Annotated in this window: 13 protein-coding genes; 7 read left to right on the forward strand and 6 right to left on the reverse strand. The window is 38.4% G+C overall.

The window, feature by feature from the left end; all coding sequences use genetic code 11:
• Positions 1–31 precede the first annotated feature (31 nt).
• The gene (locus D9V35_RS04485; protein ID WP_122123543.1) at positions 32–871 is read left to right on the forward strand and encodes a hypothetical protein; all 840 of its coding nucleotides are present in this window, start codon (positions 32–34) and stop codon (positions 869–871) included.
• A gap of 66 nt (positions 872–937) precedes the next feature.
• A complete protein-coding gene (locus D9V35_RS04490) occupies positions 938–4,450 on the forward strand; it encodes a hemagglutinin repeat-containing protein (RefSeq protein WP_122123544.1) in 3,513 nt (1,170 codons plus the stop codon).
• Between the two features lie 1,048 nt (positions 4,451–5,498).
• On the opposite strand, the gene D9V35_RS09345 is transcribed toward D9V35_RS04490, so the two are convergent.
• Complete coding sequence (locus D9V35_RS09345) at positions 5,499–5,777, reverse strand: hypothetical protein (RefSeq protein WP_162988577.1); 279 nt, start codon at positions 5,775–5,777, stop codon at positions 5,499–5,501.
• Here D9V35_RS09345 and D9V35_RS04505 point away from each other — a divergent pair.
• From D9V35_RS04505 to D9V35_RS04525, 5 genes are all read left to right on the forward strand, one after another.
• Positions 5,776–6,507 carry a hemagglutinin repeat-containing protein gene (locus D9V35_RS04505; RefSeq protein WP_162988578.1) on the forward strand — a complete coding sequence of 244 codons (732 nt, stop codon included), beginning with the start codon at positions 5,776–5,778 and terminating at the stop codon, positions 6,505–6,507. The genes D9V35_RS09345 and D9V35_RS04505 overlap by 2 nt on opposite strands.
• Entirely contained in the window at positions 6,504–7,826 is a 1,323-nt protein-coding gene (locus D9V35_RS04510; RefSeq protein WP_122123548.1) for a hypothetical protein, read from the forward strand. The genes D9V35_RS04505 and D9V35_RS04510 overlap by 4 nt, the downstream gene beginning before the upstream one ends.
• A 17-nt stretch (positions 7,827–7,843) precedes the next feature.
• Positions 7,844–8,104 (forward strand): hypothetical protein, encoded by a 261-nt coding sequence (locus tag D9V35_RS04515; protein WP_122123549.1) that lies wholly within the window; start codon positions 7,844–7,846, stop codon positions 8,102–8,104.
• Entirely contained in the window at positions 8,091–8,864 is a 774-nt protein-coding gene (locus D9V35_RS04520) for a hypothetical protein (protein ID WP_122123550.1), read from the forward strand. Before D9V35_RS04515 ends, D9V35_RS04520 begins: the two co-directional genes overlap by 14 nt.
• Positions 8,865–8,928: 64 nt before the next feature.
• On the forward strand, positions 8,929–9,846 hold the full coding sequence (locus D9V35_RS04525) for a hemagglutinin repeat-containing protein (RefSeq protein WP_122123551.1): 918 nt from the start codon (positions 8,929–8,931) through the stop codon (positions 9,844–9,846).
• 185 nt (positions 9,847–10,031) lie between these two features.
• Here the strand turns inward: D9V35_RS04525 and thiL are convergent, their stop codons facing one another.
• The 5 genes from thiL to recF form a co-directional block, all read right to left on the reverse strand.
• Positions 10,032–10,985: a thiamine-phosphate kinase gene (gene thiL / locus D9V35_RS04530; RefSeq protein ID WP_122123552.1), complete on the reverse strand. Its 954-nt coding sequence runs from the start codon at positions 10,983–10,985 to the stop codon at positions 10,032–10,034.
• A 3-nt stretch (positions 10,986–10,988) separates the two neighbouring features.
• Positions 10,989–11,486, reverse strand: a complete 498-nt coding sequence (nusB, locus tag D9V35_RS04535) for a transcription antitermination factor NusB (protein WP_162988579.1) — start codon at positions 11,484–11,486, stop codon at positions 10,989–10,991.
• 41 nt (positions 11,487–11,527) lie between these two features.
• On the reverse strand, positions 11,528–11,986 hold the full coding sequence (gene nrdR / locus D9V35_RS04540) for a transcriptional regulator NrdR (protein WP_122123554.1): 459 nt from the start codon (positions 11,984–11,986) through the stop codon (positions 11,528–11,530).
• Between the two features lie 123 nt (positions 11,987–12,109).
• Positions 12,110–14,569 carry a DNA topoisomerase (ATP-hydrolyzing) subunit B gene (gyrB, locus tag D9V35_RS04545; protein ID WP_122123555.1) on the reverse strand — a complete coding sequence of 820 codons (2,460 nt, stop codon included), beginning with the start codon at positions 14,567–14,569 and terminating at the stop codon, positions 12,110–12,112.
• Positions 14,570–14,677: 108 nt separating this feature from the next.
• The gene (recF, locus tag D9V35_RS04550; RefSeq protein ID WP_122123556.1) at positions 14,678–15,793 is read right to left on the reverse strand and encodes a DNA replication/repair protein RecF; all 1,116 of its coding nucleotides are present in this window, start codon (positions 15,791–15,793) and stop codon (positions 14,678–14,680) included.
• Positions 15,794–15,806 lie beyond the last annotated feature (13 nt).

The following is a 15,806-nucleotide window of genomic DNA, read 5'->3' on the forward strand; positions in this document are numbered from 1 at the left end:
CGGAGCGGACTGAAAAGAAAGGGGATACAAAATGAGACTTTATTCTTTGGCTAGTTTAATGATGCTGTGTTTATCCTTAACCGCCTGTGCCAACAAGTTTTACATTCCTATATGGAATAGGAAGGGAGATGCGAAACCCCTTTCCAAAACGGATGATATAATCAGGGTCGTTGTTCCGGATAGAATTAAAAAATATGTTGCCAAGGCAAGAAGTAATGATCCCGATTGGTTAGCTAAAGGTTCAAAACTTGCATTTTACATTGGTATGGCTAAAATTTATTCAGAAAAAAGATTGCAGGCTTTAGGTTATCAATTAACTGATACAGGATTAGATGGTGGAGATAGTGGACAACCAAAAAAAATAGACTGGATTGATAGCCAGGGTAATGAAAGACAGGCCATGACGCATGGCGGAAAGCCAACCGTATTTGCATTGGTTGATTCTAGATTAGTTAATACCTATACACAAAGGTTTATATCCAACGAACCATATTCAAGCGATCCAAGTACAGGTGCGACCACCATGTGGACAAGTCATGTCGATGAGGTCGCCATGAATAGAATAGTTTATGGTATTAAACTGGTAAGACCCATTGGTAAAGACAACCCCCTTTATCAATGCAACAATTCCTCATTAAGTATCAATTTTTGTACTTTTCCAGATCGCTTTTGGAAGGATATTTCTAATTATAAAACAATCTTTTATGGTGTAGGTACGATGACAACAAATGCACGAGATCCTGATTATATAGAAAATCATTTGGTATCATCGGTATTGTATCAATATCCCAATTTGCTGGGTAAAAAACGTGTAATTCAAATCAGCCAGCCTTTCTTCGAGGTTACCAAAGTCACTGATATTCCTAAATAATTTTATAGCATTCTTCTTTCTTATGGATACGATGACACGACGGATATAGACAAGATAGCCAGCGGCATGATCCATACCGGTATCATTGGCGGGGCGAGTGCGATTACCGGCATCATGGGTGGCAGTGACAATCTCAATGGCACCAATACAGCCATTGACGCCGTCACGGACAAGGGCCTCACCGATGTTAGGGGACATAAATCAGGTGCATTCAATTCAAGTTCGTTCGAGGATAAGAGAAATTATTCTGAAGCAATCAGCAGTAATGTCATTGCCAATGGAAATATTAGCATGGGTGCAACCCATGATATTAACACTGCTGGTTCGGTCATTTTATCAGGAGAAAACACAACTCTTGCTGCAGGTCATGATGTAAATCTTGGAACTGTTACCAATACCGTATCTTCTTATGCCGAACATAAAAGTTCTGGGTTATTGCAAAAGGAAAATCTTAAGGATATTCCTCAACAAAGTGAAGAAATAGGAACTCTTGTTGGGGCAGGAAAAAACATCAGTATTTCTGCAGGTCATGATCTGAATGTAGCTGGTACAGTTACAGGCAAGGAAGACGTTAATCTTGTTGCCGGTAATAATATAGCCACCATCGCACTTAAGGATACAACAAGCAATTATCATCATGAAAGCAAGTCTGGATTGGGGGCAAGTTTCAACGGGGGTATGGCATCAATTGGCTATCACTCAATGAAGCAGACAGATACCAGCAAAACAGTTCATTGGACACCAAGTAAAATCAGTGCTGGTCATGATTTGAATCTTGTATCTGGGGGATCATCAACCTTTACGGGAACTGATTTAAGTGCTGGCAATGATCTTAACATCAGTGGATCGTCAGTAAATTTCAATACAGTGAACAATACAGTAGAAGAAACGCATAAAAGATCATCGGTATTTGCGGGCTTAAGTGTAGGATTGTCCGGGGATTCGGCGGCTGGCCAAGCGGCTCGTTCAGGACAGTCAGCCTCTGACATGCACGGCAAGGGTAGTGCGGCTGGCAGAACCCTGAATGCGATGCAGGGCGGATATGTAGCTGGCAATGCCCTTGCAACGAATGGAAACAACACTGGAGGAGGTTTGATTTCTGGAACTGCAGCACTTGGATTTAATGTTGGCAAATCATACAGCGAATATTCACAAAGCAATGTGGTTGGATCCTCAGCTGTTGCCGGTAATGAACTCAATGTTGTGGCTCGTGGGGATAACAGGGCGGATGTTCATAATGGTGATTTAACTGCAACGGCAGCCCATCTTGCCGGTAATAACGTATCCCTGACTGGCAATGATGTAATATTGCAATCTGGCTGGGACACGACGCATGAATATAGCAAAAGTCACAGTTATGGAGGAGAGGCTGGTATAGAGATAGGTAGTGCAGGATTATCACTTGGTGCCAATGGTCAGGGATCCTCCCAACATGCCCGGGGGAATAGCTTGACATCAGTGAACACCACGGTTACAGCCTCCAATGATGTAAAAATCAATGCTTCTGGCAAAACGACGATCAACGGTGCGACGGTATCTGGCGATCATGTCGGTGTCAATACAGGCAATCTTGATATTGTAACCCCTCAGGACATCTCTCATTATAAGAGCAACTCGAGCCAGGCCGGGGCCAGCATCAAAATACCACTTGGTGCGGGATCAGCTGCTGGAGGTGTCAGCTATGGCAATCAAAAGATCAGGGATAATTATCAAAGCACAGGCAAACAGCTTTCTGGCATTTACGCTGGCAAAGAAGGGGTGGATATCCATGTTGGGGATACAACGCATCTAAAGGCGGGTGTAATCAGCAGCACGGCAGCTCAGTCCAAAAACCATTTTGATACAGGAAGACTGGTTGCTGAAAGTGAAAGCAATCAATCCAGATGGAAAGCGACAGCTACAGGAGGCGGATTAAACCTTGGAGGTGCAGGACTTGGAGGCAGCTTGGGTCCCCTTGGCTATATTGGCAGCAATATTGCCGCAAATTCTGGTCTGATTAGCGGAACGCAGAGAAAACATGCTGAACAAAGCATCAGTCAGTCAGCCATATCAGATAACATAACGGTACATGCCGGTAGTGTGACCGGCCAGTATGCCACCAGCGTGGATGAGGCAAATGGTCATATAAAGAATCGGTTTGATGCGAACAGGCTTGCCAATGAATTGCAAAACAGCCAGACGGGAATGCAGCTTGTTGGTGAGGTGATGGGACAGGTATCTGACAGGCTGGACAATAGCGGTGTATGGGGTTTTGACGAGACGAATGCAAAAAATAATATCGGACGTATTCTAATTGAATCCGGAGGAAGTGCCGCCATTGCCGCTGTCACTGGTGGAAACGCAGGAGCGGCCGTTGCAAGTACAGTTGCCGGTAAGGTGGCCGGAAATATTGTTGGCAATAAACTTGGGGAATATCTGGGCTATCATTATGGTGACAATGCTGTAACAGAAACAATAGGCAATTTGTTGACCAATGCAGCATCTACGGGAGCGGGAGCGGCAGCAGGCGGTGCAGTTGGAGGTGCCACGGAAGCATTAAACGGGGCATCTATTGCATCCTTAATAAATGAATATAATGATACAGCATGGGGAGTGGTCAAAAAAGCTATACAAAAAGGAGGATATGAAAAACTGGTTCAGACAATGGAGGAAAAGGAAATTGCCGACCATGCGGCAGATGGGTATGTGCATGGTTTTCCAGAAAAAAGCAGGGGATATTATGATGCAAATGGAAAAATCAATAAGGATGCTTTACCACCTGACGAATATCATGTTCCCACGGATGAGGAGTTGAGAAAGATGGGAATAGATGGTCAGGATGGTTTGAGCAAAATGTTGTATCATCCCAAAAATCCGGAAACTGGAAAATCAACAAATTTAGAATCAGTTATGTATCTGCCTAATGATCCTGATAATCCGTTGACTCCGCCTATGATAATCTTTAAAGGTACAACAAATATGTGGGAAGGAATTGAGGATTTTACACAAGGATTGGGACTTGGTTCGCCAGAATATAGTGCGGCTCAAAATATAGGTAAAGAATTCAATCAAATATACCAGAATATAGGTGGTAGATCACCGATACTTGCTGGAAATTCACTTGGTGGAGGATTGGCAAATGCGGCTGGTGAAGCGTCAGGATTAAGTTCAGTGACATCGAATGCTGCAGGATTAAATGATATTACAGTAAATGATCCGTTATTTCATACATCATACAATACCTATATTAAGGGAGAGTTTTTACATTTATTTCAAGATGGATCAAATTATATTATAAATAATGGGATAAATAGTGTTTCAGCACCAATACAAGCGGCAAATATCATTTCAGAACTTCTTACAAACACTAAAGCAATCGATACTACAGTTAATATTCCTCCTCATTCACCGATCAATGATCCCATAACAGGAACTAAAACAGAATATATTTCAGCTGTGCCAGAAGATCAGGGTATCTTGTATCCCTATAATATCTTGAATTCTGGTGGATTGCATTTTGCCACAGTTGTTCATAGGGCAACCAACCATGAATATTATAAGACCAAAGATCAATTGTCTCATGATGTTAATCACAAGTAAGGGTGAAATGTAATACTATTATGCAAAAAATTGAAAAATTCCAATTAATAAACTATTTAATATTAAGTAAAATTATTATAAATTTTTTTATTTTATATCTTTTATTAAGATGTAATAATCCATTTTTTTTTAAATCAGAATATATTATTAATATTTTATATATAAGATTATTAATAATAATATATATCATTCTAAGTCTAATATTTAATATTTTTTATTAAAAAAAATTATTTAAACTATAAACCATATATTTTATTAGAATTATATACAGTAATATATTTAATTATTTTTTTTATAATTAAAATATATTTAATTTTTTATATATTCAATAATATTTCCATTTTCATTAATATCGTTACTTATGTGGGCATCAGACGTTTATCATCATTCCATTTTTATTGTTTTAGGATTAGCAATATCATTATTGATTATGTGGATATATACAATTATTATAGTTCCAATTTGTATTTATAAAATTATAAAAATATTTATAAATGAAAATATATTAAATAAAAAATAATATTATGTTAATATTCTCTAAAAAAAATATCAATAAAAAACTTGTTATAAAATTATTTGTAAATATAATAACTTTATTAAGTTTAATATTAATTAATGTGATATCGATAATTAATGAGAATAATCTCATAATTAATATTAATTATATAAGAATTTATATAATAGTATTTATTGAGTTAAGTTTATTGCTTGATTTTTATATATCAAGAAATTTTAATAATTGTTTACCTTTTATATTACTTGATATTTATGCATTATTATTATTATTAATTTTTTTCTTTGTAAAAGATGTATTTTTTGTCTTTTATTTATTATTTTTTTTCCATTTACAATAATATTAATTTTTTTTTCTCACACATTCAATATTATTTCAATTCTATTTATATTTATTATTAATATTTATGTGTATATATACATATGTAATTATTCCGATTTGTATTCGCAAATTTTAAAACTCTATAAAAATAATTAATTGTTTAATTAAAATTCTTTTAATTAAAAAAAAGTAGTTTAATAGCTAGACGGGAATTCAAATTGTTAATGAAATGATAGAACAGGCCTCACTTGCGAAGGATATTGTCTGGTATGTTCCCGCGCTGGTTGATGGCAGACAGGTGCTGGTTCCCCAGCTGTATCTTTCTCCAAAAACCGCGGTGATATCTGGTGCTGCCATAGTGGGCAAGGATGTCGGCATCCAGGCCGGCTCCATTCTCAATTCCGGCCTGATGGAGGGGACACACTCGATCGCGCTCACCAGCACACATGGCAACATCATCAATGATGGCGGAACCATAAGGGGCGGGGACATGTCCCTTAATGCCCAGAACGGCTCGATCATCAACCGCGACACGATCAACAACTATCTTGTTGAGGGGGGAACATCCTCCTATCTTGGTTCACAGGGAAAGATCCTTGCCTCTGGAACCATGGGGATCAAGGCGAGTGACAGCATCATCAGCCGTGGTGGAAGCATCCAGTCCGGATCCGATATGGCGATGCAGGCCGGTTCGATCGATATCGGTGCCGCACAGCTGAATGCCGCCGCCTCCAGCGCCAGTTACGGAAAGCATGAAATGCTGGCCTTTAACGGTAACCAGACCAAGAACTATGGAACCATGGTCAGTGCCGGTAGAAACGCCATCCTGCAATCCACAAGGGGTGACCTGAACCTTGCGGGCAGCACCCTGAATGTCGGGGGTGATGCAGCCCTGTCATCCGCGGGCAATATCGGCCTGAACGCCGTCACGGACAAGGGCCTCACCGATGTTAGGGGACATAAATCAGGTGCCTTCAATTCAAGTTCGTTCGAGGATAAGCATGCTTATTCAAAAGAAATGGGATCAAATATTTTTTCAGGTGGTGAGACAAATTTATTTGCAAACAAAGATGTGAATATTGCAGGAATTATTGAATCAACTCGGGATATCAATATTGATGCAGGGAATAACATTACTGAAAATGCATTAAAATCCACAATAGATGATTATACTTATCATCATGTCAACAAGACTGGTTTCTTTAGCAATCCGAGGGAATGAGTGTACAAGTAGGTAATAAAAAAATTACTGATCAAAACCGTAATTCCTCAACTCTCTGGCAAGGATCAATGATAAATTCAACTGAGGGTAGTGTTAACGCAAATGCTGCAAAAGACATCAATGTTAATGGGTCAATGATATATGCAAACAAAGATATCAATATGTCTGGAGATACAGTGAACTTTAATACTGTTCAGAATATTGTAAAAGGGGATCAAAAACACAAGGACAGCTTTACAGGGCTAACAGCAGGGGTTGACACAAAATCCGTAGCTGGAGGTATGGCGGGTTTGGGACTGGCTGCAGCCAATTCTACCAGTAAGACAACAATATTAACTGATGGTATCAAAGCGGGTTATGCCGGTATACATACCGGTTTGGGTAAAGCAGGGATCAAAGATCAAGCCATTAAAGGCAATATGACTCCCCAAGAAATAGACAAAATTAATAAAGCGAATAAAAATAACAGTTCAGCTGCAAATTATAATTTGGTTGGCAACAGTCTTGATAACCATTCGATTTGGAGCGGACTTAATGTCAATGGAACCGAAACGCTCAAGAGCCAGTATACGGTTGCCGGTGTAGCCACTGACGAGAAAGAAAACAATCTATTGCCCGGCAATGTTTTGAACAAGGTTGTTGGTCCCGGCTTTACGGGTAATATTACCACACATAATGAGCATTCTAAGACGGAAGCGGCCATAGGGGAGAATATAACCATCAATGCGGGATCAATTTCTGGCACTATCTCTCGTGATCCAGATGCAGCCAATGGTTATCTTGCTGATCGGTTTGATGCAAATAAAATTGACAGCAATTTCAAGAAACAGAATGAAATTACGCAGACGATCAACACCATATCGGATGCTATTATCAACACGGTATACAATGACAAGAAACCCAACCAGGACAATCATGCGCAGTCAGGGAACGCCCTTAAGCCCAATGGCGGCAAGGGCACGAATGTAACGGCCACCCCATCTGGTGAAATCAGTGACAGGGACATAATGAAGATGGGGGCTTCTGGAATTGCCTCTATTACAGGGGCTGCGCTTGGGGGCGGGGATGTTGGCGCAACGGTTGCGGGTGTTGCCGCGACTGATGCTGTCAATACAGAGCTGCCAAATATCGGTCAGGTAATTGCTGACAAAAAGCTCCTCCAATGGAAAATCCTCTCAAACCTAATAATAATGGTGTTTCAACAAAAGAAAACAAGAAAGGCTTCAATTACCAAGAAAATCTTCAAAAAACTAAATCTAAAGGACAAAAAGGTAATGTTTCGCAAAAAAATCCGACATATGATGAGACGAATGATTTAAACAGGCTGATTGCGGGCATGACGCAGAACGTGATAGTTGGGGGATCAGGAGCACTGGCGGGTATTGCGACCTCTGGCGACAACATGTCCCTTGACGCGACAGCGGGTGGCCTGACGGCATTGAAACAGAATGCACCAAATATAAGCAATCCGGACCTCAAACATGCGAGAAAGCCCCGTGATCAGGATGGCAGGTCCAGAAATCCGCTAAAACCCATGACCAGTTCACAGGGACAGAAAGCCTCTTCACAAAAAGGAAACCAGAATGACAAAATCTAACTATCTTTACGGATTTGGACTATGCTTGCTACTTTCAGCCTGTGGTCCAGGGAAGTATTATTCACCTGTAAATAATAGACTGGGCACAGCCAGACCCCTATCCAAAACTAATGATGTCATCGCCGTCCTTGTGCCATACAAAATTCAAGAAATGGTTAAAAAGGCACGAAGCGATGATAAGGATTGGTTGACTTATAATAATTTAGCAATGGATATAGGTATGGCCAAAATATATACAGAAGATCGTCTGAAGGAATTGGGATATAGGGTTGTCAATGATGGGTTGGATCCAAAGAATGATGGTCATCCAAATGTCATTGCCTTGATAGATACAAATAGAGACACGACAAAGGATGATACGGTTGTGAGAACCTATCAAACCCCTCTATTCACTGATACCAATGGAAATCCCGAGTTGTGGAAAACAAACGCGGATGTGTTTACCTATAAATATGTAGACTATAAAGTTAGACTGGTCAGACCGGCAGGAAAGGATAATGAGTTATTTAAATGTAATGTAACTCCATTAAGCACAGATTTTTGTTTAGCTCCGGAGCATCCATCCAACTATGAAACGATATTTGAGGGTTTTGGGTCAATCAACACGGAAGCAAATAATTCTGCCTATATTCTTGATCATTTAACAACGGCAGTATGGCATAATTATCCAGACATGATTGGACAGTATAAGGTTTATCTCATCAATCAGGAACATCCTGAAATTGTTAAGGTGGAGGCAAACATTAACAAGAAGAAATAGACAGGGCAGTGGTTTTCCTTGGGTGATTTAAACAGGCTGACTGCAGGCATGACGCAGATGATAATTGAATTTAACATATGATTATCACCAGACGAAGAAGTTCGGTTTTTTCACGAACGAGGCGCAATTGAGCGTGCAAATTGGCCAAAAGAACGTCACTGATAAAAAGTCGACATCCAATTCCCTGCATACGGCCAGTGACATTATCTCAACCGAGGGTAATGTTAACCTGAATGCAGGCAAGGATATCAATATCAACGGTTCCAATGTTATTGCGGGCAGGGATATCAATATGTCCGGAGATTCAGTGAATTTCAATGCGGTCCAGGATGTTTTCAAGGGCGACCAGAAACATAAGGACAGCTTTACGGGGATAGGCCTGAGTGCTAGTGGCTTGCTGGCGAATCTTGCGAAGACGGGCTTTGCGGCGGCCAACACGACGGATGAGAGAATGGAGGCGCTAAACGCCGCGGACATGGCGAGCCAGGGTCTCAACGCGGGATTGGGGAAAAGCGGGATCCTGACGGGAGCGTTTGCCCATGGAGCGGCGACAGCCGTTGACTACAACCTTATAGGGATCACGGCGACCTTCACGCATTCATCGAATAAGAGTCACATGACGTCGACGACGGTCACGGATACCGGATCGACCATAAAGGCTGGAGAGAAAGTGAGTGTGAATGCGGTGAAGGATATCAAAGCCACGGCCAGCAGTATCAGCGGGAACGACGTGATATTCAATGCGGGCCGGGATATCAGCCTGAATGCGGGATACAGAACCAGTCGAAGCAAGACGACCAGCTCCGGGAACAGGGAGGATATAGGGGCGAATGCCAATGTGGGAGCGCACGGGTTCGCGTTTGGAGCGAGAGGGGATGCATCGGTGAGCTGGGGCAAAACCACGACCTATGGCAAGACGGCCATTGACACGGTCGTGAATGGAACAAACTCGGTCACCATCAATAATGAAATTAAATTGTAGAAAAATATGTTAATAGTTTTTTAACGATTGAATATTTATAAAAAATTAGATAATTTTATCATTAAAAATGATATGAATAATTAATGGAAATAAGTTAATAAATTATTATAAAAAACGTATAATATATATTATGCCAACTCACTTTATAAAAAATATATATTTTTATCAATTAGTTCTTTAAAATTTTAAATATGACTCCAACCTAATTTCCTTAATTTGATTTCATTATTATATTCATCCAAAATGTGTATTTGACCATTGTTATATTCTGTGCAATAGCCAATTTTTGTTAATTTGATACCAACACGTTTAGATTCTTCAAGTGCTTTATTTTCTTTGTTAACAGGTATTGTAAGAATAAGTTCATAATCATCACCGCCTGTAATATACGTTTGGAAATAATTCTTTTGAAATTTTTTAGCCTCATTTGATAATGGTATTGAATTGGTATATATAACAGCATCAACCCTACTTTCTCGAGTTAAGTGACTGAGATCCTGTACAAGGCCGTCTGAAATATCCATGGCCGCTGATGCAATTTGATTTAACGATAATTCAATCCTAGGTTGAGGTATATGATAACGATCAATAAAATATTGATTAGTAGATATTTTACCATCTAAAGCTAATAAACCCATGGCAGCATCACCAATGGTTCCTGTTACCCAAATTCCGTCAGTTGGTTTAGCAGTATTTCGACGTATTGCTTGACCTTTTTTAACTTTTCCTAACATTGTTACGGATAAAGTCATACTATTCAAACTTTTTGTTGTATCTCCCCCAAATAGAGAAAGACCATATTTCTTTTGATCATAGGCCAATCCTTTTGTGAAAAGATTCATCCACTGATGGTTAAAGTATTGGTCTGGAAGTGATAATGCCAATAAATATCCATATGGTTTTGCTCCCATTGCAGCTAAATCAGAAATATTACATCTCAACAATTTGCGAGCAATAAGATCAGCTGGATCATTTTTGAAAAAATGAACATCTTCAGATATAGCATCCATAGTCAATACAATTTCTTCATTTTGATTCAAGGATACAATTGCAGCATCATCAGTAAGGTCAAGAGCTTCAGGGCCACTTAATTTTTTAAAATATTGATCAATGATCTGAAATTCGGGGGGCAACTCCATAAATTAGGCCTTGTTTTCCATTTCTTTCCTTAAACGGTTGGCAAGATTATTAAGAATTCCATTAATCAATACAGATTCATCACCATTACTAAACGCATGTGAAACATCAATATATTCATTGATAATAACTTTTTTTGGTGGTTCAATATTATCAAGTAAAAGTTCTGTAACTGCAGCTCTTAATATGGCTCTAATAATAGGATCCAACCGTTGAAAAGGCCATTCATTTGGTAATGATGATTTAATTATTCTATCAATTTCTGGAGATCGATGTACAAATCCCTGAACAACTGAAGTAAAAAGTGGAATGTTAGGAATATGAGTTTTACCATCAATATAAGTTTCATCATGAAAATCAGGTGAAATACGATGAATCAGAAATTGCTCTATCAATAAATTCGCAGCTTTTTCAATACCCTGTTCCCATTGAAAAATAGCCTGGACCGCTGCAATTCGGGTTAACGTTCTTGGTCTTTTTATTTTATTTTTTTGGTCGCTCATTATCATCCTAAAATTAAAAAACTTATATTAATTATAATTTACTATTTTTCGTGATGTTCAAGGGTAGGAAGAAGTTCGGCAAAATCTTCAATAACCTGAAAATCACAGTAAACACTGGCAAAACGTATATAGGCAACCTTGTCAATTTTTTTCAGCATTTCCATGGTTGCAGCACCTATAGATTCAGATGAAATAACATTGTCACCTAAATCAACAAATTGTTTTTCTAGTTTATTGGCAATCTGATCAATATCTGTAGCCCTAAAAGGACGTTTACGCATTGCAAGTTCGATTGAACGCACAAGCTTTTCTTTATCAAACGGAACTCTTTGTCCATTTCGTTTCAAAACCATCAAGTCTCTTGGTTGAATTCGTTCAATAGTTGTAAAACGCTGATTGCATTTAATACAAATGCGTCTACGTCGGATGGCAGTCCCGTCCTCTGTGGAGCGGCTATCCTTGACCTGGGTATCTTCATTTCCACAAAATGGACAGAACATTTTTTAACCTATATCCCTAATAAAATAATGAATGTAATAATATTTTATTAATAATAACAATAACGGATTAAAATACGGATATTGATATTCAATTTATCTTTAACTTAATAAAGTACATTGAAATCAAATATCAAGGTTTGCAACGGTCAACGCATTATCAACAATAAAATCTCTTCTTGGTTCCACAACATCACCCATCAATGTTGTGAAAATTTCATCTGCATTTTCAAGGTCCCCCACTTTTACCTGCAATAAAGTCCGTGTAGCAGGATCAAGAGTTGTATTCCAAAGCTGATCATCATTCATTTCACCAAGCCCTTTAAAGCGATTAATGGCCAAACCTTTTTTTCCGTTATTCATTAGTAATTTATATACTAAAGATGGACCGCTCACTTTTTCATCTTTTTTATCAATGGACAAGTTTGCAGGTTCATTAAAATCAGTAATCAATTTTTGCCTGTGCTGATTAATCCAAGCAGCATTTTTACTTTTAATAATGGAAAAAGGTATAGAATAAGATTCCTTGACACCTCTCACTACACGATGAATTTTCATTCCATCTTCAACACTGATTTGCCATCCTCTTTCTGATTTTGCGGATAAACTGTCAAGTCGATCTTGTAATTCCTGGCGACATTTTGGATCATTCATATTATCTTCGTTTAAAACACCGCACATGACCGCTTGTTCGAGAATCCATAAAGGTGCATATTTTTCAAAAAATTTCAAACGATGAAGTATAGATGAATAATCTTTTACATGATTTTCAAGCTCGTTTTCTCTAAGCTCTGTTCCATCGGCCAAGTACAAAGCTGTATTATTTATCGCTTTTTTCAATAGATAATCTTCAAGCGCTTCATCATTTTTTAAATATCGTTCGTCATTACCTCTTTTTGCTCTGTATAGTGGGGGTTGCGCAATATAAACGTATCCCTTTTCAATCAGTTCAGGCATCTGACGGAAAAAGAAAGTTAATAATAATGTACGTATATGTGATCCATCCACATCCGCATCTGTCATAATAACAATCTTGTGGTATCTTAACTTTTCAAGAGAAAAGCCACCTTGTTCAACATCTCCTCTACCAATACCTGTTCCAAGGGCTGTTATAAGCGTACCAATTTCAGCAGAATTTAACATTCTGTCAAATCGTGCACGTTCAACATTCAAAATTTTGCCTTTTAGTGGCAAAATTGCTTGAAAACGGCGATCCCTTCCCTGTTTTGCAGTACCACCAGCTGAATCTCCCTCAACAATAAAGATTTCCGATTGTGCAGGATCTTTTTCCTGACAGTCAGCTAATTTACCGGGTAAGGAAGAAACGTCCAGAACGCCTTTTCTTCGGGTAAGCTCTCTGGCTTTACGTGCTGCTTCACGAGCTGAAGCAGCATCAAACGCTTTGGAAATGATTAGTTTTGCTTCTTTTGGATGGGTTTCAAACCAATGGCCAAGCATATCGGATATTGAATTCTGAACAGCGGGTTGAACTTCCGAGGATACAAGTTTATCTTTTGTTTGAGATGAAAATTTAGGATCAGGAACTTTTACAGATAATATGGCGGTCAATCCCTCACGCATATCATCTCCTATTAATCCAAGGGATCCTTTTTTATTATTATTTAAAACTTCATCCGCATATTTTCCCACTATACGTGTTAGGGATTGACGAAAACCTGCGAGATGAGTTCCACCATCCTTTTGGGGAATATTGTTTGTGAAACATAATACATGTTCATTATAGGTATCATTCCATACCAAGGAACATTCCACTTTAATGTTGGTTTTTTCGTTATAGAAACTACCGGTAATGGGATCAATAAGGTTATTTTTCGATTTAGTTAACCATTTGACAAATTCACTTAGACCACCCTCGTAATGGAATTCTTCCTTTACAACTTCATCTTCACGTTCATCTGTAACGATTATTTCCATACCTGAATTCAAAAAGGCAAGTTCACGTAGGCGGCGAGTTAATATTCCAAATTCAAATACAATATGCGTAAAAATTTCTTTACTTGGTTTAAAGGTGACTTCAGTACCAGTCGGTTCATCACTTGATCCTTTTTCCGTTAAGGATTGAACTGTTTCACCATTTTCGAAACGGATAAAATATTCCTTACCATTTCGCCAGATACGTACTTCCATCCATTCAGACAACGCATTGACAACTGCTGCACCCACCCCATGGAGCCCACCTGAAACCTTATAGGAATTCTGATTGAATTTTCCGCCTGCATGCAATTTTGTCAACACTACCTCAGCAGCACTTATTCCCTCTTCAGGATGAATATCAATGGGTATGCCACGACCGTTATCCCTAACTCTTATGCTGCCATCTTTACATAACGTTAATATACACTGATCGGCAAATCCGGCTTGGGCTTCATCAACGGCATTGTCAACGATTTCAAATACCATATGATGCAATCCGGATCCATCATCTGTATCTCCAATATACATGCCGGGTCTTTTCCTAACTGCCTCCAGCCCTTTTAATACAGAAATTGAAGAGGCATCATATTCATTATCACTATCATTATTTAAATGAGATGAATGAATTGAATTATCGTTAGTATTAACCATGTTCAATGGGGCTCCAGAAATAATTAAATTTATATTTATTTTTATTAAACAATAAATGGGTAATAATGCGCATAAAAGAACATTTATTTTACCAGAAAGAATAAATAATCATACTATTTTTCCATGATTCAAGTTTAAAAAATCGTAGTTTTTCTCAAAATCATAAAAATCAGATATCTCGTTCCCTGTGATAATAACAAAACTATCAATATCAAGAAGACTGGAAAGTAGAATTTTCCTATGATAGGAATCAAGATGCGTGAGTGGTTCGTCCAAAAGTAACAAAGGTTGAATTTTCTTATTTGTTTTAATTAATTCAAGCAGTTTTAATATAACACTAATTAAAATCGCTTTTTGCTGACCTGTACTCGCCATCTGCGCAGAAATATTACTTTTATTTTCAAAAAAGACAACATCCATCCGATGGCAACCTAAAGCAGTTGATCTATTCTCCGCATCTTGATCTCGATTCATTTTCCATTTCTGTTTCAGATAGTCTTCCGTTACCAAGGCAGGATGTTTCATAAGATAATCGGCAATGGAACAATTTAATTTTAACAGGGTTTCAGGAAAAGCTTTTTGTATAATATTTATTTGATTTAATTGCTGGATAAAATTAATTCTCGCTGCAGTTATAGCCACGGCATGTCTTGCCATTGATTCTTCAACCGCTTTCAGCCAATTATGATCCAACACATTTGCTGAAAGTAATTTATTTCTTTGAAAAAGTGATTTTTCATAAGCTGCCAATTCTTTGGCATAATATCCCTCCAGACTAATTATAAGTTGATCAAGAAACCGTCTTCGACCAGATGGACCTTCTAAAAATAGTCGATCCATTTGAGGTGTTAACCAAACAGCCGCAAGATAGCGAGTAATTTCATTCTGATTTTGAATTATATTGCCGTTAATCCTGTATTGTCGTTTTGATGAAAAAGGAAAACAGCCCGTAGAAAGTGTAAAATTGCTATCATATTGCTGATTTGAAAATTCACCTACTACCCCCCATCCCTGAGTCTGATTATTATTATTGGCCAAATCTTCAATTCTTGCTTTACGTAATCCTCTACCAGGAACCAACAAGGACAACGATTCTAATAAATTTGTTTTACCACTTGCATTTGGACCGTAAGCCACGATTTTTTGGCTTGGAACAGTCCAAACAAGTCGTTCAAAATTACGGAAATTTGTTAAAGTAAGACGTTCTAGCTTCGTCATACTCATTATATAAGCATCT

Source organism: Commensalibacter melissae, assembly GCF_003691365.1.
Classification (GTDB): domain Bacteria; phylum Pseudomonadota; class Alphaproteobacteria; order Acetobacterales; family Acetobacteraceae; genus Commensalibacter; species Commensalibacter melissae.